26 protein-coding genes are annotated in these 19,834 nt (G+C 65.8%); 4 read left to right on the forward strand and 22 right to left on the reverse strand.

The window, feature by feature from the left end:
• Complete coding sequence (locus AB0C96_RS09690) at nucleotides 1-1,707, reverse strand: hypothetical protein (protein WP_362915450.1); 1,707 nt, start codon at nucleotides 1,705-1,707, stop codon at nucleotides 1-3.
• Nucleotides 1,708-2,221: 514 nt separating this feature from the next.
• On the opposite strand from AB0C96_RS09690, the gene AB0C96_RS09695 reads away from it, so the two are divergent.
• Nucleotides 2,222-2,368, forward strand: a complete 147-nt coding sequence (locus AB0C96_RS09695; RefSeq protein WP_362915452.1) for a hypothetical protein — start codon at nucleotides 2,222-2,224, stop codon at nucleotides 2,366-2,368.
• 121 nt (nucleotides 2,369-2,489) lie between these two features.
• On the opposite strand, the gene AB0C96_RS09700 is transcribed toward AB0C96_RS09695, so the two are convergent.
• Together AB0C96_RS09700 and AB0C96_RS09705 are read right to left on the reverse strand one after the other, a co-directional pair.
• Nucleotides 2,490-4,028 (reverse strand): terminase family protein, encoded by a 1,539-nt coding sequence (locus AB0C96_RS09700; protein WP_362915454.1) that lies wholly within the window; start codon nucleotides 4,026-4,028, stop codon nucleotides 2,490-2,492.
• Nucleotides 4,015-4,557: a hypothetical protein gene (locus AB0C96_RS09705; protein ID WP_362915456.1), complete on the reverse strand. Its 543-nt coding sequence runs from the start codon at nucleotides 4,555-4,557 to the stop codon at nucleotides 4,015-4,017. The genes AB0C96_RS09700 and AB0C96_RS09705 overlap by 14 nt, the downstream gene beginning before the upstream one ends.
• Before the next feature lie 771 nt (nucleotides 4,558-5,328).
• Here AB0C96_RS09705 and AB0C96_RS09710 point away from each other — a divergent pair.
• Complete coding sequence (locus tag AB0C96_RS09710; protein ID WP_362915600.1) at nucleotides 5,329-6,975, forward strand: recombinase family protein; 1,647 nt, start codon at nucleotides 5,329-5,331, stop codon at nucleotides 6,973-6,975.
• Nucleotides 6,976-7,041: 66 nt separating this feature from the next.
• On the opposite strand, the gene AB0C96_RS09715 is transcribed toward AB0C96_RS09710, so the two are convergent.
• The 4 genes from AB0C96_RS09715 to AB0C96_RS09730 all read right to left on the reverse strand — a co-directional run bounded on the left by AB0C96_RS09715 (nucleotide 7,042) and on the right by AB0C96_RS09730 (nucleotide 10,082).
• Complete coding sequence (locus AB0C96_RS09715; protein ID WP_362915457.1) at nucleotides 7,042-7,563, reverse strand: hypothetical protein; 522 nt, start codon at nucleotides 7,561-7,563, stop codon at nucleotides 7,042-7,044.
• 4 nt (nucleotides 7,564-7,567) lie between these two features.
• Nucleotides 7,568-9,007, reverse strand: coding sequence for a ParB N-terminal domain-containing protein (locus AB0C96_RS09720; RefSeq protein WP_362915459.1), 1,440 nt, complete (start codon nucleotides 9,005-9,007; stop codon nucleotides 7,568-7,570).
• Entirely contained in the window at nucleotides 9,004-9,630 is a 627-nt protein-coding gene (locus AB0C96_RS09725) for a ParB/RepB/Spo0J family partition protein (protein ID WP_362915461.1), read from the reverse strand. The genes AB0C96_RS09720 and AB0C96_RS09725 overlap by 4 nt, the downstream gene beginning before the upstream one ends.
• Before the next feature lie 203 nt (nucleotides 9,631-9,833).
• Nucleotides 9,834-10,082 (reverse strand): hypothetical protein, encoded by a 249-nt coding sequence (locus AB0C96_RS09730; RefSeq protein WP_362915463.1) that lies wholly within the window; start codon nucleotides 10,080-10,082, stop codon nucleotides 9,834-9,836.
• Nucleotides 10,083-10,340: 258 nt separating this feature from the next.
• On the opposite strand from AB0C96_RS09730, the gene AB0C96_RS09735 reads away from it, so the two are divergent.
• Both AB0C96_RS09735 and AB0C96_RS09740 read left to right on the forward strand, forming a co-directional pair.
• The gene (locus AB0C96_RS09735; RefSeq protein ID WP_362915465.1) at nucleotides 10,341-11,300 is read left to right on the forward strand and encodes a DNA-processing protein DprA; all 960 of its coding nucleotides are present in this window, start codon (nucleotides 10,341-10,343) and stop codon (nucleotides 11,298-11,300) included.
• Nucleotides 11,301-11,416: 116 nt separating this feature from the next.
• Nucleotides 11,417-12,049 carry a ComF family protein gene (locus AB0C96_RS09740; RefSeq protein WP_362915467.1) on the forward strand — a complete coding sequence of 211 codons (633 nt, stop codon included), beginning with the start codon at nucleotides 11,417-11,419 and terminating at the stop codon, nucleotides 12,047-12,049.
• A gap of 97 nt (nucleotides 12,050-12,146) precedes the next feature.
• Here AB0C96_RS09740 and AB0C96_RS09745 read toward each other — a convergent pair whose 3' ends face one another.
• The 15 genes from AB0C96_RS09745 to fabG form a co-directional block, all read right to left on the reverse strand.
• On the reverse strand, nucleotides 12,147-12,407 hold the full coding sequence (locus AB0C96_RS09745; RefSeq protein ID WP_362915469.1) for a hypothetical protein: 261 nt from the start codon (nucleotides 12,405-12,407) through the stop codon (nucleotides 12,147-12,149).
• Nucleotides 12,407-12,634: a hypothetical protein gene (locus tag AB0C96_RS09750; protein WP_362915471.1), complete on the reverse strand. Its 228-nt coding sequence runs from the start codon at nucleotides 12,632-12,634 to the stop codon at nucleotides 12,407-12,409. Before AB0C96_RS09750 ends, AB0C96_RS09745 begins: the two co-directional genes overlap by 1 nt.
• Nucleotides 12,635-12,791: 157 nt before the next feature.
• Nucleotides 12,792-13,112: a VRR-NUC domain-containing protein gene (locus AB0C96_RS09755; protein ID WP_362915473.1), complete on the reverse strand. Its 321-nt coding sequence runs from the start codon at nucleotides 13,110-13,112 to the stop codon at nucleotides 12,792-12,794.
• Nucleotides 13,109-13,369 carry a hypothetical protein gene (locus AB0C96_RS09760; RefSeq protein ID WP_362915475.1) on the reverse strand — a complete coding sequence of 87 codons (261 nt, stop codon included), beginning with the start codon at nucleotides 13,367-13,369 and terminating at the stop codon, nucleotides 13,109-13,111. The genes AB0C96_RS09755 and AB0C96_RS09760 overlap by 4 nt, the downstream gene beginning before the upstream one ends.
• Before the next feature lie 214 nt (nucleotides 13,370-13,583).
• Complete coding sequence (locus AB0C96_RS09765) at nucleotides 13,584-13,772, reverse strand: hypothetical protein (RefSeq protein ID WP_362915476.1); 189 nt, start codon at nucleotides 13,770-13,772, stop codon at nucleotides 13,584-13,586.
• A 19-nt stretch (nucleotides 13,773-13,791) separates the two neighbouring features.
• Nucleotides 13,792-14,058 carry a hypothetical protein gene (locus AB0C96_RS09770; protein WP_362915478.1) on the reverse strand — a complete coding sequence of 89 codons (267 nt, stop codon included), beginning with the start codon at nucleotides 14,056-14,058 and terminating at the stop codon, nucleotides 13,792-13,794.
• A 34-nt stretch (nucleotides 14,059-14,092) separates the two neighbouring features.
• Complete coding sequence (locus AB0C96_RS09775; RefSeq protein WP_362915480.1) at nucleotides 14,093-14,335, reverse strand: hypothetical protein; 243 nt, start codon at nucleotides 14,333-14,335, stop codon at nucleotides 14,093-14,095.
• Between the two features lie 119 nt (nucleotides 14,336-14,454).
• The gene (locus tag AB0C96_RS09780; RefSeq protein WP_362915482.1) at nucleotides 14,455-14,967 is read right to left on the reverse strand and encodes a hypothetical protein; all 513 of its coding nucleotides are present in this window, start codon (nucleotides 14,965-14,967) and stop codon (nucleotides 14,455-14,457) included.
• A 232-nt stretch (nucleotides 14,968-15,199) separates the two neighbouring features.
• On the reverse strand, nucleotides 15,200-16,078 hold the full coding sequence (locus AB0C96_RS09785) for a hypothetical protein (protein ID WP_362915484.1): 879 nt from the start codon (nucleotides 16,076-16,078) through the stop codon (nucleotides 15,200-15,202).
• 30 nt (nucleotides 16,079-16,108) lie between these two features.
• Nucleotides 16,109-16,486, reverse strand: coding sequence for a hypothetical protein (locus AB0C96_RS09790; RefSeq protein ID WP_362915486.1), 378 nt, complete (start codon nucleotides 16,484-16,486; stop codon nucleotides 16,109-16,111).
• Between the two features lie 30 nt (nucleotides 16,487-16,516).
• Nucleotides 16,517-16,741: a hypothetical protein gene (locus AB0C96_RS09795; protein ID WP_362915488.1), complete on the reverse strand. Its 225-nt coding sequence runs from the start codon at nucleotides 16,739-16,741 to the stop codon at nucleotides 16,517-16,519.
• A complete protein-coding gene (locus AB0C96_RS09800; RefSeq protein ID WP_362915490.1) occupies nucleotides 16,738-17,064 on the reverse strand; it encodes a hypothetical protein in 327 nt (108 codons plus the stop codon). Before AB0C96_RS09800 ends, AB0C96_RS09795 begins: the two co-directional genes overlap by 4 nt.
• A 118-nt stretch (nucleotides 17,065-17,182) precedes the next feature.
• Nucleotides 17,183-18,157 carry a ParB/RepB/Spo0J family partition protein gene (locus AB0C96_RS09805; RefSeq protein ID WP_362915492.1) on the reverse strand — a complete coding sequence of 325 codons (975 nt, stop codon included), beginning with the start codon at nucleotides 18,155-18,157 and terminating at the stop codon, nucleotides 17,183-17,185.
• 182 nt (nucleotides 18,158-18,339) lie between these two features.
• Nucleotides 18,340-18,684: a hypothetical protein gene (locus AB0C96_RS09810; protein ID WP_362915494.1), complete on the reverse strand. Its 345-nt coding sequence runs from the start codon at nucleotides 18,682-18,684 to the stop codon at nucleotides 18,340-18,342.
• Between the two features lie 148 nt (nucleotides 18,685-18,832).
• Nucleotides 18,833-19,537 (reverse strand): 3-oxoacyl-ACP reductase FabG, encoded by a 705-nt coding sequence (fabG, locus tag AB0C96_RS09815; protein ID WP_362915496.1) that lies wholly within the window; start codon nucleotides 19,535-19,537, stop codon nucleotides 18,833-18,835.
• Nucleotides 19,538-19,834: the final 297 nt, after the last annotated feature.

Genomic DNA, 19,834 nt, shown 5'->3' on the forward strand with positions numbered 1-19,834 from the left:
TCATATGTCCTGCTCACCGTCACCTGCCTCTTGTGGCGCTGCCCGAGGCGTCACCTTGGGCGGTGCCGTACGAGCCTGGATGCGACGGACCTCTTCACGCGCGTCCTCGATCGGATACCCAGCGTCCTGAAGCATCCGCACCCCGGTCTCCAGCGAGAGGACGGCGGCTGCCACGCCCTTGACGACTTCGTCCAAGATCGCCGTCCTGTCGGTCGGCGTGTGCGGGCCGAAGATCAACCGCGCAGCCATGGGTTCGCCCACTGGCCAGCCCTCAGCGCGCCCTGCTTGATGAAGGCGCTGGACCAGTTTGAGGAGCAGCACGTACTTGTGGGCACGTGCCAAGCGCATCGAGTCGACGAGGGAGTCCAAAGGCCCCAGGGAGAGTTGCAGGGCGTAGCCGCTTGGGACGTCGGACGGATCCACGGTGCCGAGACTCACAGCGGGCAGGCGAGCGTTGATCGCCGCACGGTCCCGAACTTCCTCAGTCCGGGCCCGCAGTTCAGCGAGCTGCCCCGACGTGTCAAGCACGTCCATGCGGCCACCGTCACTGAGCTGGAAGACAGTGCCAGGCTGGATGGCCAGAGGCGTTGGCCGCCCGGTGACACGGTCGACTTCCGCCCGAGCGCCGGCCAGGCCGATGATCGGCGCCCCGGTTGTTGCGGAAGCCTTCGCAGAGTCCGTGTCCGTCTCCGCGAGCTCGTCCAGGACCTGCATGACCTTGGCCAGTGAGGACTGGCCGAAGTGCTCACCGTCGGCGATGCTGTTGCTGATGTGGACCACCGGCAAGAAGTCGATCTGAAGGTCCAGCTTGTGGAGGACCTCTCCGTCGGCTCGCGTACGGAACGTGGCCGTGTCCAGCGGCAGGTCATCCAGAGCTTGCCCGTGTCGCAGATCCTCCAGCAGCCACTCGGCATCCGTCAGGTAGCAGGTGATGGCCGACGGCCTGTCCGGGGCCCACGGGTAGATGCGCTCGATGGCACCGGTCTCCGGTATGTAGGTGTCGCCCCGGGCGAGTAGCAGGTCTCCCGCGCCGTCCTCGACAGGTTCCCGCCAGGCGTGTCCTTCTCGGGTGGTGACGCTGCGAGTGGGCGGGGCGATCGGACCCAACTCGTATGTGATCCTGCGCAGCTTGGCCTTGATGCCTCGCTTCGGATCCTCGGGCGTCTCCCAGGCAAGGTGCACTCTGCTCGGGAAGTCACCGGGATCGGCGTCATCCTCAAGAACGGGAAAGTAGAAGCCGGGATCGTACGTCTTCAGGCGCACTCGGTTCTTGGAGGGGTCCCATGCCAGCAGGTAGATGCCGTCACCGAGCAGTACCGCCTTGCGTTCTGCGGCCTGCATCCGCAGTGGAAGCAGCTCTGCTTCCGCCCAGTCGCGTAGACGTTGCTGGACCTCTGCCGCCGCGATTGCTTCAGGTGAAGGTTCGTCGTCGCTGGCGTGCTCGGCGCCGGGCACGATGATCTGCTGGTTCTTGCCGAGCGTGTGAGCCAGCGCGGTGTCGACAAAGACCGAGGGCTCGCCGAACTCGCGGCGCTCAGCCGCTGATTCGTTGCCGGCCAGGGCGGCGAGTTCACCGGCCTGATTCGAGTCGTAGGCTGCCAGGAGCTTGTACGCGGCCAGGCGGCGTACCGCGTCATCGGGAAGCCAGCTGGCTTGGAGCTCAGGGGCGAGAGCACGATGGGGGCGCCCGTCGTGCGTGCCGGCCATGACGGGTTTGTAGTTCAGCCACGACCAAGCGTCGGTGAGGAAGCTGCGTAGGCCCACGGGACAGGTCCGTAACGTCGGCCCCGCGCCACCTTTAGCGTAAGTGAGTCAGACGTGGCCCAGGCCGTCGTGCGGTCCCGGTCATAGATCACGGGATGGGCGTATGGATTGCGGTGCCCGCGCCGTGGTGCTCATGGGGAAGGCGGAGTTTCTGCTTCGTCCCCAGGGTCGTCACGAACGTCGTGGAGCCCGGCATCAAGGGCTAACGGCAGTCAGCGCCTGTGCGAGGTCTCTGATCCGTCGGCTGGGACGCACGGTGCGATTACCGAGAGGCGGCCCTGGGGACAAATGCGCATGAAGTAGTTGCGCTGTCCAGAGCATTGGGCTGTTGACCTGCGGAAACGGGCCGAAGAAGAAGAGATTTTCGCGAGAGTTGCGGGACTAGGCCGTCTGTGCTGCAGGCTTCCGAACCGAACGCGGACGACCGCGCTCTTGCCCTCGTATCTCGGAGTTCGATGTGAACGGTCAACTAGACACCCGCACCGCCCTGTTGCTCCTGGCGGGCAGTGGCAGCGCGTACGTAGCCTTCCTCCACCCGGCCGTCGGGGTCGCGCTGTTGGTGGGCCTGGCCGCGGTCGGCCTGCTGCACAACTTGATGCGGTGACCGGGCAATACAGCACGGCCCCCAGCCACACCGTGTCGGGCGGTCCTGGCGTCAGGGCGCTGCCTGTGTGCCTGGCGGTGTCGTGGCACTGAGGGCGCGGCGCCGCCCCACAGTTCACGGCTCATCGACGTCCAGACAGGCGCCCATCTTGGTAGGCCGACGTGATCACCCCGCTTTCGGCCGGGTCGGCGAGTTGCGTCAGTGCGTGGACTGCGGCGTCCATGCGGTCTGGGGAGTCCATCCCGGCGACCCAGGTCACCATCTGCTGTTCCAGCTTCGGCCACTCGCCGACATGGTGGACGCGGCCCTGCTCGTAGAGCTGGGCGATCGGTTCAGCGCGCAGCCGCTTGCCGTGCTTGGCAGTGACGGACAGGACGGCAGGCATGAGCATCTTCTCGGTGCGCTTCTCACGCTCGAGTTCCTGCCAGGCCTGGTTGAGGATCTGGCGGCTCATGTCCCCGCCGTAGTTGGACTCGATGACGATGGCGTCGGCGCGCAGTTCCATGGCGAGCAGGCAAGTCTCGCGGCCCCATGCGTCGGCACCGCGGTTGCCGGAGCGGTCGTCGAGGACGTAGAGGTGTCCGTCGCGGTCGCGGGCCGCGGCGACGATGCCGGTCTCGTCGCCAACGGCGGACTCGCCGCCGGCGGGGTCTACAGCTACGACGATCCGCGTCAGCTCGATGCCGCGGAACTGGGCTGCTGTGACTCGGTTGTTGGTGATCCAGGGCCACTGCCATACGCCGCCGTCCTGCGGGCGAGGCTGCTGCATGTAGAGGGACCACCAGACGCGTTCGCCCACCGAGCGGCGGATCTCTGCGAGCGCGTCGGTGTCGTACCGCTCTGGCCACAAGGGGGTGCCGACCGATCGGCCGAGCGCGTCGTCCTCGGATAGGGCAAGGGCGGGTAGGTCGATGACCGTCCACCGGTCGCCTTCGTCCGCGAGGACACGGCCGGCGAGGTCGTCTTCATCCCAGCGGGTTTGGATGAGGATGACGGAGCCGCCGGGCTCGATGCGGGTTAGAAGGACGGCCTGCCACCATTCCCACAGCCGTTTGCGCATCGTCGGGGAGGAAGCTTCGGCGGCGTCCTTGATCGGGTCGTCCACCACGGCCAGGTGCGCGCCCTTGCCGGTGAGGCCGCCGCCGACACCGGCCATGACGGCGCCACCCTCGGTGCCGGCCAGATCGAAGCGGTTCGCGGCGGACGAGCCGGCGCGCAGGCTGATGCCGATCTGGGGGCCGTAGGTGAGGATCGCGTCCCTGATCCACCGGCCGTGGTCGTCGGCGAGGTCGGAGGAGTAGGAGGCGATCATTACCCGGTGCTCCGGGCGACGCCGGAGGTACCAGAGAGGCGCCCACCGGGCTGCCCTCCGGCTCTTGCCGTGCCGGGGCGGCATGGTCAGCAGCAGCTTCGTTGGCTTCCCGGCGGCGACCTGCTCGAATGCCGCGTCGATCTTTGCCAGGTGCGGGGCCTGCATCTCACGCCCGCCCGTGAGGACGGACGCCATCGCGCCGGGCGAGCGGTCCATTGCCAGCTTGCGCTCGATGTGTACGAGTCGCGCGCGGAGTTCGGGGGTGGAGGCTGCGGCTATCTCACGGCGGCGCTGTGCGGGAAGCGTCCGATAGACCTCGAGGACCGCCGCCTCGTCAGCCCTCGCCACCCTCGCCCCCAGCGAGGTTGATCAGTCGCTCCAGTTCCTCCAGGCCGGCGGTCTCGACCTGTACAGCGCCACCATTCGGGCCGGACACCTCCGTACGGACAGGCCGGTCGAGGCCCAACAGGCGACTGCTGCGCTCGATGATCCGCACCGCCCGGTCGACAGCCTGGTAGTCGCCCTTGCGGATCGCGGCACGGTAGACGCCGAAGAAGAGTCGCTCCAGTCGCTCCACCATGAGCTGCCGCAGTTCGTCGGCGTTCTCATCGAGGGCGGTGGTGCGCTCGGCCAGGGCCTTGGAGACGTCCTTGCAAGCCAGCTCGATCAGGCGCTTGTCGGACGGTGGCTCCAGACCACGCTTGTACTTGTCGATGCCGTACCCCTGCGGGTACGCGACACCATCAGAATTGATCGCTGGGTCGGCGGCGAGCTTGCGACCGATCGTCAGCCAAGCGACGCCGGCCAGTTTGAGGTCAATGGCGTCGGCGCGGCGCTGGGTGATGGCAGCCCGAGTAGCGCGGTTGGGGCGGCCCATGAACACAACTCCCGGACCCCGCGCCTTCATCCATGATCCCTGATCGGAGCGTTGGCCTGGTCTCCTGCTTCGCGAGCACGTGCGCAGGCGAAGCCGAATGTCAGAAGGCTTCTGTTAATAGTCCTCGACTGACGACGACGATGGCCACCCCTTTCCGAAACATCTATCAGGTGGTACGACTTGCCGTAGATTCACCTCACGAGCACCCCATTTGGCGTTCCTCACCCTAAAGAGTCACAGGCTGATCTGCTTCACTCTCCACGTAACAGGGAAAGCTGCACCATGACGTCGCCATTCGGCATCGAGGTTACGGATATAGGGGAAGTACGGCTGAATGTCCGCAGACTCAAAAACACCTGACCCAGGACTGCCAGATCAAAAATGGCCGCATTACGTTAAACGCATTGGAGGAATAAAAGGCGCACAGTTGCGTCATGAGTTGGCCACCACGATTCATGAATTGCTTCTGTGGGCTCAATCTCATCAGCAAATTTCGGGGCATGCATCCATTCCATGCACAACTTGGCAAGGGAACGAGAGTGGCCTGAATACCCATTCTCCCGCAGCGGACGCGAATCGGGCATCAGGTGCAGCAACTCGCCCAGACGGGCGTCAGGAATTGGAGTGACGGTGACTCTTGAATTCTCCGGGCGGTCAGACCTGGCCGTCTCTCCCTTCGCGACACCCACTCTGTCGCTACGCGGGGCGGTGCGCGTGGCTTGGATTGGTCGAACCTCGACTGAAGAGAAGCAGGACCCTCGACTGTCGATGATGCGGCAACTAGAGCGTTGCAAGTCTGCGCTTCCAGAGACATGGGTAGTTACATGCCACTTCTACGATGTCGAGTCGGGGCGCCTGGGATTGGAGGCGCGCGGCCGAAAAGTCGACTACGAGCGGTTCGATATCCCCATCGCTCGAGATGGTGGCATCTCTGATCTCCTGGCCGAAGCAGGCCAACCTGGCCGACGCTTCGATGTAGTGATCTGCGAAAGCACATCCAGGGTTGCCCGAGGAATGTTCGAGAATCTTTCCATTGAGCGAACGCTCGAAAAAGCTGGGGTCCCGCTGTTCGCATGGAATGAGCCGATCAAGCTCGACGGAGGGCGCTCGCAGCAGATCTTGCAGCGGCGGATTAATCAATCAGTTGCCGAATATGAGGTATACAACGCCCTCGAAACTTCCTGGGGAGGCTTGTGCACTCACATCCGGGAAGGATGGAATATCGGCAAACCTCCTTACGGGTACCGCGCGAAACGGTACCGAAACCCCAATCCAATAAAGGCTGACAAGGGGTTCATGAAGAGCCGCCTTGAACCAGATGGAGTGAGGGCAGAGACCGTTACCCAGATCGCCATTTGGAGCTACTACGAGCGGCTCGGATACGGCATCATCGCAGAACGCCTTAATTCCGATCGAGATCGATATCCACCTCCCGACCCACCTGGCGGCGTACGAGCTCGGGGCGCTTGGGGGAAATCCACCGTCGGGGAAATCCTTCGCAACCCAAAGTACACTGGATATCAGGTGTTTAATCGTCGGGCTTCACGCTCAAGAAGCGGTAAGGTGAATAATCCGGAACTGTGGATCTGGTCTCCATACCCCGTTCACGAGCCGCTGATTCCGAAGTGGATGTTTGACGAACTTGACGCTCGTCGGCGAACTCGACTAGGACTCCAAGGAATCAGCGCCCAAGGGAGACCCCCATCAACTCATCACACTTACACATTCCGTGGACGGGTTCTGTGTGCTTGCGGACGGCGACTACACGGCAATCGCCGCAAGGGCATCACCTACTACACATGTTGGCCCCGGGCCAACAATCGCGGACGTCCTGACACCTATGCCCAACACCCCAAGGGCCGCTATGTAAGCGAAGCCACCCTCCTGAGAGCTGTGGTTGCCCTCTACGCCGACCGCGTCCTCGCTTCACACATGAGATACCTTCTCGCTGCCGACCTAGCCGCCATCGTTAGCGGTGGGCTGCGGCAACATGAGGAGGAGCGAGCGGGACACGAACGCGTCCTCGCCGACATTATCCGCAGGCAAGAGATCACTCTTCAGCGAGCTCAAGAGTGTGCGCTAGATGATCCATTCGGCCAATGCCTGCGCAAGGCGTACAACGACCTTGAGGAGCAACGGCAGAGCACCATCAGCATTCTCAACGACTTGAACGCGGAAACTGCAAACCGAACCACGGCTGCAGGCGCTGGCATCACCGACCTCCTGGAGTCCTTGCCGCACTTGGCCCTGAATCTCGCCTCCGCACCGCAACAACTCCTACTCAAACTGTTCGAGCTCACAGAGTTGTCGGCCCAACTGCCGGAAGCTGGTGACAACTTTGTACTGTCTGTCGCTCTTCCCGCTGACTACACACCTGGCATTGCCCTAAGGTCAGATGGCGCGCAAGGGGCCACCTGAGGCGAGCAGCACCATGCCGCCTGCCACTGCGGCTGCCCTCCCGCTTTGGACGGCAGCCGCAGTGGCTCAGCCCAGCGTTAGCTGCTCTACTCCACTGGAGGTTTCTTCGATAGGCGGCGGTGCATCGGGGACCTCGCGGTTCGCACGCAGCCACCAGGCGAACTGCCAGTTTCGGCAAGTCCGGTACAGCCTTGAGTTCCGCCTCGGTGCATCGGTGGGAACGGTGTGCTCGCCCCAGCCGAGGACGGGGCGAGCGTTGGTCAGATGCACGCCCAGGCCGCGCACGAGGGCATCGCCCTCCCAGGTCTCGCCCGGCGCGTACTCGAACGCGAGGTGCGCGTTGCGGGACCAGTCCCAGGGGATCGGCAGTGCACACAAGTACCAGGCGACCGGCGGATTCGCCGTCGACAGATACACGGCCTGCCGGCGCTGATGGATGTTGATATGCGGCCGGTCGCTCTCGCCGAATGTCTTCAGGCAGTGTTGTGTCAAGTCGAGTTCGCGGATGCCGGCCAGCCACATGATGCGGTAGCTGTCACGGGCTTCTATTTCCATGCGGACCTTTTCCGAGTCCGCCCCCGAATTCATTCTTCTACCCCTCCAGAGTGGAATTCCTGTCCTTGATCAATTCTATCATAATTGACGAAAGTCTCTCATGTTTGTTGTGGCGAAATTCATTGGGGTAGGGCATATTGAATTCTTCTGAAAACGCCCTTTCGTATTCCTCGATCGGCAGCACTCGGGGGCGCTTGCAGACGGCCTTGACGGTGGCCCGGGTGGTGTCACTGATCTGGACGTCCTCGAAGTACCGGGACAGCAGACCGAGGAGAGACTCGGGGGTGTGATAGCGGATGCGCTGCCATTTTCCGCGCACGAACCGCATATCTACGTTCTCGCTGTCGAGGAAAGACAGGCGGGTGGAGTCGCGGCTGATGGAGTGCCCAGAGTTCTCGTATGCCAACTCCCGCTCCAGGTTCCGGGTACCAATGCACACCTGCCCGTCAGCAGCACAGAGCGCGTTCACGGTGACCAGCACCCAGTGCTGATACTCCAGGGAGGTGGTGGCGTTGATGACCGAGTCGAGGACCACCAGCTCGTACAGCCCGTTCTCCCTCAACTCCAGTTCGATGGCGCGGATCTGGCCCACGATCGTGCGGATGTCGACTGCGTACTTACCCTTCAGCGTCCGGTACGGCTCGTAGTCCTGGACCTTGTAGCCCTTGGCGCGCAGGTGCCGGGCGTAGTCGCCGTGCCCGGCACCGAAGTCCACCACCCGGTGCGACGTGGTCAGCCACGGCAGGACGAGGCGCTCCCACACCTCGGACTTGTAGCGGACCTTGTCCGCCTTGGCCTTCGAGGAGTGCTCGCGCAGCCGGTTGGGCTGGACGATGTGCTGATTCCACACCGGAGCCTGCTCTTCAAGGCCGGTCCAGTCGTACACGCCGTACTCGCCGGTGAGGTCCTCAACGAGCTGGCCGGCGTCGAAGGAGGCGACGGTCCAGGCGAGCATGTCGAAGCGTTGGGCCTTAGCAACGGCCGCGTACTCGGCGTTGAGGACAATGCGGCCCTGGTCGTCAATGACGACGGAGCCCCACGGGCCGTGGGCGGCGGTCATGAAGCCGATCGCCTGCTGGAATGGCAGGTTCTTCGACTCCTCCACCTCGATGGTCTGCCACGGAATCCAGCACCACTGACCGATCGGCCCCGGCTCCGCATACACCACGGACGATTCGGTCTCGACACGGTTGTGCAGGAGGTTGAACTTGATCTCGTCCTGGAGTCGCACCTTCTGCGGCAGGACCATCGCCGGCGTCGTCGTCTGCCCGAGCGCCTGCAGGCCCTTGGTTCTCTGGTGACCTGCAACCAGCGTGCCATCCGCGTTGAGGATCACCGGCTTGACGACACCGTGCCTGCTCAAGGATGCCTGTAGCCGCACGAACGACTCGGGAGAGAGACGGCGCGGGTTGTAGTCCGCGGGCCGCAGCTTCTCCAGCGGATAGGCGGGGTCGAACCGCACGTCGAGAGAGTTCACGCGACCGCCCCCTCTTCGGCCCGGTGCTCCTCGTTGAGGACGTGCCAGCCGAAACCGAGGTCGGAGTCGTTGTCGCCGACGAACTGCTTGTAGAGCGCGTCGAGGAGCTCGACCTCGGCTTGAGTGATCCGAACGCGGGTCGAGGACCACTGCATGTAGCCCCACTGCAGGTAATCCACTGTCGCCGCGGCGCCGGTGTCGGCCCCGTCGGACGGAAGCTCGATCGGTGCTGGGAGCGCCGTCTCGTCCAGGAGCTGGTCGAGCTGGTCCTGGTCATAGCCGGTGCCGTCGAGATCCGGGAGTTCGGTGAGGATGTCCGCGAGGAGCGCCGTGTCGTACCCGGCCAGGTCCGAGGTTCGGTTGTCGACGATGACGATCTTTGCTGCCGCATCGTCGTCCACGTCGAGGAAGGTGACCGCGATGTCGGTCCACCCGAGCCGCTTGGCCGCCTTATAGGTGTGGTTGCCGGCGAGGATCTCATTCGGACGTCCGGTCAGCGAGCCCCTGTTGACGACGATCGGCCGGTACTGTCCGTTGACGGACAGCGACTCGGCAATGGAGTCGAGGTCACCGGTACGGGGGTTGCGATGGTACGGGGCCAGCTCGGCAACCGGGACAGCCAAGTTCGCAAGCGAGGCCGGTATACGGGGGGTGGCAGTGGACACGAGGCTCCAGCCCCGCGCCCACCACCGAGCCTAGGTGAGCGAACATCCGATGCCCGTGGTTGCTCAGGCTCGATCTGGCACTTGGTGAGGCCCCGCAGACGGGGGATGCTGCGGGGCCTCGTACTGGTCAACGGGCAGCCTTTGTCCGGAGTTCCCGTGGTTTAGGTGGGCAGCGCAGCGCGCCCCCCAGCGGTGGCTTCCACGAGATCCGGACGGGCCCCGTTTGCCGGCGAGACGACGCGGACCAGTCCCTTGTTGCGCAGGGTGATCGAGGCGCCGTACAGCGCGAGCTGCCTTTCAGCCCATGCCTCTCGGTCGGGATGATCACTGTCCAGACCGCCGTGAGTCGGCGGGTGGATGGCTTGGAAGAAGTCAGACATGGCGAGCGGGTTGGTGGACTGCTCGACCAAGCGCAACCGTTGATCACGTCCGAGACGAGCTTCTTGTCGCCGACGCTCCTCGCACAGCCGTCCTGCCGGTGTCCCCTGCACTCGATTCCACCGGGATCGCCGTCTGGGGAAACATTGAGGTCGATAGCACACTCGCCCGAGATGGGCCTTTTGTGCGGCTATACGCCTTCGCATGCGTACGTCATGATGGAGGCGGTCCACAGCACAGCCGCACAACCCTTCGAACACCTTGGACCGCGAGTAGAAGGACCCGAGGACATGATCGCGATGACCCCACAGCAGAGAGACCTGCTGACTCTCTGTGCCTTGCGCGTGGACAACAAGTCCGTCGACTGGCACCTGCTTGCCCGGACGTGCCAGTCTCCAGAGGCGCTCCACGTGGTCCTCGGTGGGGACATCCCGGAAGAGTCCGATATCGCAAGGAAGAGCGCGAGTGTCCTGCGGAGGGCGCTGCCGCATCTCGAGGATGCCCGTGACCGTGTCGCCGCTGAACTCGAAGCAGCCGATCAGGCTGGCGCCCGCCTCGTGACAGTGCTCGACCCTGAGTACCCGGCCAACCTGCGACTGATCCCGAACTTGCCTCCATTCCTGTTCTATCTGGGCCACTTGGACGAGCGCGATGCGCGCTCGGCCGCCGTGGTGGGCACCCGTAACGCCAGCGCAGACGGAGTCCGCCGTGCCGCCCGAATGGCAGCCGGCCTGGTGGACAACGACGTTGTGGTGTTCAGCGGCCTGGCCAAAGGCATCGACACGGCCGCACACACCTCCACCCTGGAAGCCGGCGGCCGGACGGTAGCGGTCATGGGCACCGGCATCGCCGCGAAGATCTACCCAGCCGAGAACAAACAGCTGGCCGCACGGATCCTCGACAGCGGCGGCGCGCTCCTGTCCCAGTTCTGGCCCACCTCCGGCCCGGCGACCTGGACGTTCCCCCGCCGCAACGTGGTCATGTCCGGATGCACGATCGGCAGCATCGTCATCGAGGCGTCCTCCACTTCCGGCGCCAAGATGCAGGCCCGCCTCGCTGCCGAGCACGGCAAGCACGTCTTCCTCATCCGCTCCCTGGCCACCAGCGAGCAATGGGCCGCGACGATGGTCGCTGAAGGAAGAGCGGTGGAAGTCGTGGAACTCGGCGACGTCCTGTCCCGTCTTGGTAGCGCAGCGCGAGTCCAGCAAGCCGGCCAGCAGAGGCTCCAACTTGCGCTGGAGGGCCTGTGACGGGTACGTCCGGCCTACCCCGGCCACTGGGGTTTCCCAAGTGCGGCCGATGCGCCTACCGCATCAACGGAACCCCCGCAGTCTGCGCGGAGTGCGCCGCGGCGACCATGCGCCCGTTGGCGAAGCATCGTTGCCTCGTGTGTAGCCAGAGCCTGGATGCACCGGGTGCCGCCTGCCGGAACAAGATCTGCCGGTGGAGCAGTCAGGCCCGCTACTTCACCCGAGTCGATGCCATCGCTCTCTTCACGGACCCTCTGGAGCAGCCGATCAAGAGGTTCAAGTACGACGGCCGTAAAGGGTGGAGCAAGGTCTTCGGGCGACTCATCGTCGGATGGCTGGAGGAGAACAGCGACGAGATAGCCGACGTCGATCTGATCATCGGCAACCCCACAGCCCCCGATCGCGTACCGCTCCAGCACATCGAAACGATCATGGCCTCGGCCTACACGGAAGACACACTCGGCCGATGGCCGATCGCCGACCCTGACAGCCCCGTGCTGATCAAGAAGCACGAGACGAAGAAGTCGGCCAGCGGAGGCGTCCAGTGGAAAGATAAACTGCAGGCCGCGCAGGATCACGCCAAGGCGATGAAGTTCCGCAGGAGCGTGGAGGGCAAACGCATTCTGCTGATTGACGATGTCTTCACAACAGGCGCCACGTTCCACACTGTTGGCAAACGCCTCATGACCGAGGGGAAGGCGACCGAGGTCCGCGGCCTGGTCCTCGCCCGCGTCCCCTTCGGCTTGTGAGTCTCGTGTCGAATGGGCTGAGCGTCCCGCTCCTCCGGCTCACGGCAAGAGGGGCCAGCGCGTCGGCGCCAGCCCCATGATGAATCCCCTGCAATGTCTAGTTGCTGCCGACGTAGCGGGCGTAGACGTCAGCGGTGCCGTCGCCAGTGCTGCGGGTCTGGGCTTCGTATGCGCCGGCTGGGCGGAACGCGGTGTGTTTGCCGGTGCGGATGCGGTGGCCCTGGTTGGTGGCCCGGTTGAGGTTGGGGTGGCTGTCGACGTGCGCCCACTCGCCGGGCCGCCCGCGCAGGGCTTCCGCGGTGTCGTACGCCTCCTGGCTGCGGCGCCGGGCGGGCAGGGCTTCGAAGCGGGCGTGCATCAGGAGGCTCCGGTGCTGGGGTGGGCGGTTTCGGCGAGGTGGCGGATCTGCTCCGCGGTGCGCCATTGGTCGTCTGTGAGGTGGTCGCAGAGCTTGTTGGCGAGGCGGGTGATCTCGTCCAGGGCCTGCGCTGTCGTCAGGCCCTTGTCCGTGGGTGGGCTCTGGTCGCGGGCAGGCTCGGTGGGCGCGGTGCGTGCTGGTGTGGCCGCGCGATCAGAGTGGTTCACGGTGCTCTTTTTCGGTGAGGTCAGCGGTTGTTGCAGCGGCAGGTGTTGGTGATGACGTTGAACCAGCTGTCGCAGGAGTTGCACCACATGGAGCCGGGCGCGGGCGGTACGTCGGAGTGGCGGTTGGTGCGGTCGAGCACGGGGCGGGTGTCTCCTGTCAGAGGTTGTCGGGGAGTTGGGCACGGGGCCCGTCGGGGGAGAGGATCTTAATGATCAGCGCCAGGTCCTTGGGGCGCCATAGGGCTGCTTCATATCCGCAGTCGGCGAGGTGGCGTAGCCACTCGCGCTGCTCGGGGCGTATGCGTCCGGTGTCGGACTTGAACTCGATGAACAGGGCCCGTTTGGCCTTGGGGTGGCCGTAGACCTCGTCTGGCCATCCGGCATCGGACCGGCGGGAGTTGTGCGTGTGGTAGGCGAGGGTCCAGCCGCGGAGGGCGGCGAGCTGGCGGACGTGTCGGCGGAACTGCTCCTCGGTCACGCGGTCCTCCGGCGCGGCCTGGGGGCGATTGCCGCTTCGAGGGCTGCGTAGTGCGCGGCGCCTTCGGGGTCCGGTGCCAGCGGCATTCGTATTCGCCGCGGGGGTGTGGGTGCCGGGCGCCGGTGTCGCTCTTTGAGGAGTTCCGGCAGGGGGTGCCGGGTCTGCTCCTGGAGGAGTTCGCTCATCGGTCGTCCGTATCGCTCGGCGATGAGTGCTTCGTACAGGTCGTCGTCGCATCCGGTGTTTCCAGCAGGCATCTGGGGTCTCCATGGGTGGGCCGGGACCCGCAGTGGGGTGCGGGTCCCGGCCGGAGGGGTGGCTCGCATCTGGCGAGCCGTTCTGGGCGGGCGGGGCGCGGGGGGTCGCTGCCCGTCCAGAAGTCGGGTGGGTGGTCGGGCCGTGCCTGGGCCTGACAACGATCAAGAACCTAGCACGGTTTTGCATCGCGACCTATTTAGGTCGTGGAGGTGCTCAGTCGACGATGGCCAGCTCGTCGTCGCGATACGGGAGGGCCTTCAGTGCGCCGTCCCACCGGACCATGTTGAGCTCTGCGCCGGTGATCGGGTCGGTGGCATGGTTGACCACCTGTCCGAACAGGTGGAGCTTGCCCGCGGGGACGGGCTTGGCGGGGGTAACGAGGGTGCGCTTCTCGAGGCTCATGCCAGTGTCTCCTTGCTGGTCAGCGGGCAGTTTCGGGGGTGAAGGCGTCGAGGCCGCGGCCCCATTCGGAAGTGATGGGCTCGTTGAAGGCGCAGCCTCCGCCCGTGCTTTCGAAGTCGGTGGCGCGCCAGCCCTCCGGGCCGCCGGCCATGGCGCGTTCGAAGTGCTGGATGCTGCCGTCGGGCAGCGTGATGGCCAGGCGGGTGATGCCGGGCGGTGCTGCGGCAGGTGTGACGCGCTTGCCCGTGGTGAGGGCCTGCTGGGCGAGGGAGTCTCCAAGATCCACGATCGATCTCCTATCAGTTGTGACCTATATCGGGTTAGCAGAGCGAGCCGTATCCGTCGCAGGTTGCGCAGGTCTCGCCCGTGCCGGGCTGGGTGCCGTCGGTGCAGTGCGGGCAAGGGAGGCGGCGGCCGATGCCGTGGCAGCGGTCGCACCCCCGCTCCCGTTCGTGCGGTCCGTGGAAGTAAGTCACCGCGCCCACCCCTTCGCACTCGTCGCACTCGGGGGCGATGATGCCGAGCGTCTCGTAGGCGTCGATGACGGTCGGAGTGGTGAGCATGATGTTCCTTCTCGGTCGTTGGTCGGGGCTGCCCGCCCCGCTGCCTCATGTCTAAATTCTACTCTCGTCTAGGGGAGTGTCCAGCTCCCCGATGTGCCTTCGGGCACGGTAAAGGCAGGTCAGGGGCGGTCGGTTGGGACCGAGACGAACAAGCTCTCCTGCACCGGATCAAGCCGGTGCGCGGGGCCCTCGGCTTCAATGCGTGCGAGGTGCTCGGCCATGCTCCAGTTCAGCCACTGCCATTCCGGAAGCAGAGGCCAAGGGCGCAGCCCCGCCCTGTCGACGAAGGTGGTGACGCCGGCCGCACGGGCGGCACTCACGCTGCTCGTGCGTTCCAGGATCAGCAGATGCGGCTTGAGCCGGTGCGTGGTGGTGTCGTCCAGCCACACCTCGCAGTACGGGCTGCCGAGGCGGGTGAGCATCACCAGACGGTGGATGTCGCCCCATGCGGGATGGAGTCCACCGGGTTTGACCCACAGCCACGTTCCGGGCCGGATGTCTCCGGGCCCGCTCGGTGTGTGCACGTACGGCGGCCTCTGGCGGCGCCTGCGCCGCGGCGGATCGGGGCGCGGGGGCGGGTAGTGCGGATGCGCCTGGTGGTACTGGTGCAGCTCCTCGGCGAGCGCGGCCATCCGGTCGGCATGGCTGTGGCAGGTGGGGCCGCAGTGCCAATGGCGCGGACCGTTCCTCTCCCAGTACGTCTGGGAACCGCACTGGCAGGTGCCCGGCGTGAGGTACGCGCTGGCCGTTTCGCACGGCCAGGCGCCGGCACAGGAGCGGCATGTCCAGGGTGTCGTAACCGAGTTGGGCAGATGCGTGTCCGGCAGGAAGAACGGGCGCGGCGGGGTGTAGGTCGCCACGACGTCAGCCCTCGGTGTGCGAGAGGAGAGCGGCGGCCGCACCGTAGATCTGCTCTGGTGTCCATGTTGATCCGCTGAACGACAGTCGTGCGAGGGTCTCTCGGCCCGCCATCAAAGTGACGCTGCAGGCACCCCAGTTCGCCCCAAGCACCAAGTGGCGGCCACGGCCGGTGTCGCTCGGAAGGCTGAGCTGCCACGAGCGCAGCGACAGGACACCGTCATTCGCCTTCTCGGGGGTGTGGTGCCCGATCACGTTCAGCAACCTTCCGTCGCTGTGGAGGCATTGGCTGTAACAGGTGAGCAAGGCAGCCCTGGTCTGGTCTACGAAGAACGCATGCCGGGTGAACGTCCCGCGGAGCTTGGTCCGGACCTCGACGTGCGGCGGGGCCGCGTGCGCGGTGCGGTGAAGCCAGAAGCCCTCACCGATCTCGTCGCGGTACCGCCGACCGAGCTCCCAGCCCTTCAGGCACCGGATCCGCCGCCAGGTCCATTTCTGCCCGTTGCTGCGGTAGTCCGGATCATCGGGCCGGTCGGTCATCCAGAGCGTGGTGACTGTCGTGGCGTTGAACATCGCGCCCTGGCTGATGGTGGTCTCGATGCGCACCAGTACCCGCGGGCTGTTGAAGGTGACCTGCTCGGTGGAGGTCTCCAGTTCGGTGAGGACCGGGCAGGTGCCGCAGTCTCCCTCTTGCCGGATGCAGTCCCCGAAGCCGCCCCACCGGGCGCGCCGGGTGTCGTAGCTCTCGAACAGGGTTGGGTACGACCTGGGCATCAGTGCGCACTGCGCGCCGCCCGCCCAAATGTGGGCGTTCAAGGTGAGGCGGTTGAAGCCCTTTCCGTCAGCAGGCCGCGACGGCGGTGGTTCAGGCAGATAGATCGGCATGGAAAGTCCTTACGAAGCAGGCGATTGGGGTCAGCGGCCGGTCTGCTCAGGCGGGCTGTCGGCGCTCTCGCCGGAGTGGAAGACCAGCAGGCCGACCAGGGCCCGGCCGGGCTGAATGTCTGGGCGTGTCTCGAAGAGTCGTCCGATGATGAAGTCCCGCTCTAGGCGCCGCTCAAGTTCGACCAGCCATCCTGCGGCCACGGATCCGGCGCTGAGCTCGGCCATGTGGGCGTGGTAGTCGGGTACCTTCACGCCGCGCCACGTCAGGGTCACGGCGGGGATGCCTTCGATCATGCTGGGCTGGGCGTGCCACCCCGGGCGCTGCTTGTCCGGGGCGTGCGACCAGATGCGCTGTCGGTGCAGGGCGGTACGGACATCGCTGAGCAGGGCTTCGGTGTTCTCGCTCACGGGGAGTTCCTCGGAGTTGTGCTCGGTGGGTCAAAAGAGTTCGTCTTGGCCGTCGGCGTCGCCCGGCCTCGGCGGCCGCTCGCGGCGCGGCTGCGGACCGGGAGTCGGCTCGCCGAACAGGGCCGCGGTGCCGTACGCATCGGGCTTGGCCGGGATTCGGACGGGTCCTGTGGATATGGGCAGCTGGTTGGGGGCTGCTTCGTCGAACTCGGCGCGTCCCATGCCCGTCCAGTTCTTGCCCGTACCGGCGCTCACTTGGCCGACTCCCGGGCCGGCGCGGACGGCGTGGCCGACTGCTGGCGGCTGCGGGCTTCGAGGACCGCGTCTGCCCAGTCGTGGATGAGCGCGGTCCCGGCCCGGCCTGCGGCTTCTCCTGGCCGGTGGCCTTCGTCGAGGGCCGTCAAGTATCGGGCGGCGGTGACGTCCAGCGCGGCCGAGGAGGTGAAGGACTGCATGAGGCGCTCTATGTTCACGCCGTGCATGTGGTGCAGGGCGTTCGCCGCGAAGGCGACGATCATGCCGACCTCCTCGCCGAGTTGTACGGCCTGCGCGCGGCTGAGCGGTGCGGTGTAGCGCATGGCGGAGCTGTCTCCTGAGAGGTGAAGTAGTGGTGAGCCGCGGCCGGACGCGGTGGGCGCGGCCATGGTTCGCCCGGGGTGCGCGGTATCTCGCCCGCGCACCCGGGCTCTGCGGCCGTCAGGCCGCAGCGGGCTCGCGCTCGGCTTCGGCCGCCTGCTGGCCGTCGCTGTCCGCCTCGGCCTCGGGGTTGACCGTCACCAGCGACCTGGCCTCGGCGTGCGCCTTGGCCTGCTTGAGCTGGAAGCGCGCCTTGGTCAGCGACTCGGCAACCCGGTCGAGCTGCTCCAGGCGTGCCCCGACCTGACCGTCGAGCATCTCGGCGAGCTTCATCGGCTCGGTGCGGGCGATCTCGTCGAGCAGCCCACGGACCTGCTCGATCTTGTCGAGCGTCGTGCGGGTCTTCTTCTGCGCGACGGTGCGCTCGGTGCGCTGCTCCTCGGTCATCTCCTCGACGATCATCAGCACGGCCTGGTCCTGCTGCTGCTTCATCGCGTAGGCGAAGTGCACGATCTCGTTGTCCGAGGCGAACTCGCCGCGCACGAACTTGCTCAGGACCGAACCCTGGTTGGCGAGGTTGAGCGAGGCTATCTGCACGGCTGCCTGCGTGCCGATCTTCCCGTCCTGCACAAGTTCCTGGACCTCGATGCGCAGATCGAGGAGGGCGAGGCGCAGCTTGACGTAGGTGGTGGTCTTGGAGAAGTCGGCGGCCACGGACTCGATGGTCGCGCCCTCTTCCTCGTCGAGGATGCGCTGGTAGCCGTGTGCCTCCTCAAACGGCGTCATGTCCTCGCGGGTGACGTTCTCCGACATCGACCGCTTGAACCGCTGGAGTTCGTTCTTCTCCGAGGTGATCGTGGCGCGGATCTTGGTGCGGCCGAGGATCTGGTGGGCGCGCCAGCGGCGCTCCCCGGCGACGATCTCGTATCCGCCCTTGTTGTTGTCGGGGCGGACCTCGATGGCCTGCATGAGGCCGTACTTGTCGATGGATGCGGCGAGTTCGTTCAGCGCGTCCTGGTCGAAGTGCTCGCGCGGCTGGCGCGGGTTGCGGTGGACCTGGGATATCTTCAGGACGCGCTGCACTGTGGGCTCCAAGAGGTAGTTGGTGAGTTTCCCTGCCCTCACCTTGTATCTAAATTCTACTCTCGATCAGGGGGGTGTCCACTCCCGAACAACCCCCGGGAAGTGACCTCGACCACGCCCGATAGAGGGCTCTGAAATGCGGGAAAACCTGTGGGCGCCGGGTTGCTCCCAGCGCCCACAGGTCGGTGAGTTTTTCACGGCGTAAGCGGGTGGCCGCCCCCGTCCGCCTGCTCGCGCCACCGCTGGACTTCGGCGGGCGCGCCCGCCGGTACGGCTGTGCCGCAGTCGCTCCGGATGGGGCACACGGAACAGACCCGCACCGCGTCCTCGGCCGTGATCAGCGCCCCGTCGTCCCCTGTCTCCAGCGGCTGCATCGCACACAGCCCACTGCTCCAAAGAATCGGCCTCGCCGCCTGGTTCGGTTCGCGGTGAAGACCGCTGAGCGTGCGGATGATTCCCACGCCGCCTGTGTGGTCGGTGCCCGTCCCTTTCGGACTGGGCAGTTTCGCGAGCGCCACGATGCGCTGCGCATCAATCACTTCCGCCCCTTCGTGACGTCAGGACCGGTCCCGTGTCCGGCCCTGCGCAATGGCGGCTGCCCGTATGCGGCGCAGCCGCCGGCCCCAGGGTCCGACCCCCGCCAGCCGCATCGGACGGCTGTACTTCCGGGCACCTGGGGCTGTGGGCTCAGTGCCCCATGCCCACTCCGCCGTCGACGGGCAGCACCGCGCCGGTGATGTACGACGCCTCGTCACTGGCGAGGAAGCGGGCGGCGGCCGCGATGTCCTCGGGTCGTGCGGCAGTGCCGAGGGGGATCTGCGCCAGGAGTGCCTTCGTGCGCTCTTCCGTGAGGACCGCGGTCATGTCGGTGGCAGTGAGGCCCGGTGCGATGACGTTGGAGGTGATGCCGCGGGAGCCAAGCTCGCGGGCCAGGGAGCGGGAGAAGCCGATCAGTCCAGCCTTGGCGGCCGCGTAGTTGGACTGGCCCACCTCGCCGAGCATGGCGACGGCGGAGGAGATGAAGATCAGGCGGCCGGAGCGGGCGCGCAGCATGCCGCGGCTGGCGCGCTTGGCGACCCGATAAGCGGCGGTGAGGTTGGTGTTGATGACGTCGGCGAAGTCCTCCTCCGACATGCGCAGCAGCAGGGCGTCGCGGGTGATGCCCGCGTTCGCCACCAGGACCTCGACCGGGCCGTGCTCCTCCTCGATCTGCTTGTACGCCAGTTCGACCTGCTCAGGGTCTGTGATGTCGCACTGAACCGCGAGGAACCCGGCCGGAGGCTCCCCCGAGCGGTAGGTGATCGCAACCCTGTCCCCGGCCTCTGCCATGGCCTTGGCTATCTCGAAACCGATGCCTCGGTTGCCACCGGTGATGAAGACGCTACGGCTCATAGTGGGTGTCACCTCTCGGGACTCGTCGATGCAAGGCCGCCCGTGGCAGGGCGGGTTGCGCCGAGCCGCAAAGGCGGTTCGTCTGGAACATCCCGTTAGGGATCCGTTAAGACCCCTTTACTTTGCACTGATTGGTCAGTCATCTCGGCCACGCCGCCATGGCTCGAAAGTGGCCGCAACCGCGACTTGCGCCACCCGCTGGCGCTCCGCCCTTCAACTTAGCCACATGTGTCCATATATGCACACCTTTCGTGTGAGGTGGGCAACCGGGGGTGAAGTTCGCGATCTATCACGAAG

This window comes from Streptomyces sp. NPDC048506 (assembly GCF_040651315.1).
Classification (GTDB): Bacteria; Actinomycetota; Actinomycetes; order Streptomycetales; family Streptomycetaceae; genus Streptomyces.

Excerpts from the sequence above, each read along its gene's own strand:
- AB0C96_RS09705 (WP_362915456.1), bottom strand. The coding sequence starts at position 4,557 with ATGGGCCGCCCCAACCGCGCTACTCGGGCTGCCATCACCCAGCGCCGC.
- AB0C96_RS09735 (WP_362915465.1), top strand. The coding sequence starts at position 10,341 with ATGATCGCGATGACCCCACAGCAGAGAGACCTGCTGACTCTCTGTGCC.
- AB0C96_RS09800 (WP_362915490.1), bottom strand. The coding sequence starts at position 17,064 with ATGCGCTACACCGCACCGCTCAGCCGCGCGCAGGCCGTACAACTCGGC.
- AB0C96_RS09780 (WP_362915482.1), bottom strand. The coding sequence starts at position 14,967 with ATGGCCGCGCTCGCCGAGGAGCTGCACCAGTACCACCAGGCGCATCCG.
- AB0C96_RS09715 (WP_362915457.1), bottom strand. The coding sequence starts at position 7,563 with ATGAATTCGGGGGCGGACTCGGAAAAGGTCCGCATGGAAATAGAAGCC.
- AB0C96_RS09745 (WP_362915469.1), bottom strand. The coding sequence starts at position 12,407 with ATGCACGCCCGCTTCGAAGCCCTGCCCGCCCGGCGCCGCAGCCAGGAG.
- AB0C96_RS09710 (WP_362915600.1), top strand. The coding sequence starts at position 5,329 with ATGCGGCAACTAGAGCGTTGCAAGTCTGCGCTTCCAGAGACATGGGTA.
- AB0C96_RS09760 (WP_362915475.1), bottom strand. The coding sequence starts at position 13,369 with ATGCCTGCTGGAAACACCGGATGCGACGACGACCTGTACGAAGCACTC.
- AB0C96_RS09690 (WP_362915450.1), bottom strand. The coding sequence starts at position 1,707 with ATGGCCGGCACGCACGACGGGCGCCCCCATCGTGCTCTCGCCCCTGAG.
- AB0C96_RS09785 (WP_362915484.1), bottom strand. The coding sequence starts at position 16,078 with ATGCCGATCTATCTGCCTGAACCACCGCCGTCGCGGCCTGCTGACGGA.
- fabG (WP_362915496.1), bottom strand. The coding sequence starts at position 19,537 with ATGAGCCGTAGCGTCTTCATCACCGGTGGCAACCGAGGCATCGGTTTC.
- AB0C96_RS09775 (WP_362915480.1), bottom strand. The coding sequence starts at position 14,335 with ATGCTCACCACTCCGACCGTCATCGACGCCTACGAGACGCTCGGCATC.
- AB0C96_RS09765 (WP_362915476.1), bottom strand. The coding sequence starts at position 13,772 with ATGAGCCTCGAGAAGCGCACCCTCGTTACCCCCGCCAAGCCCGTCCCC.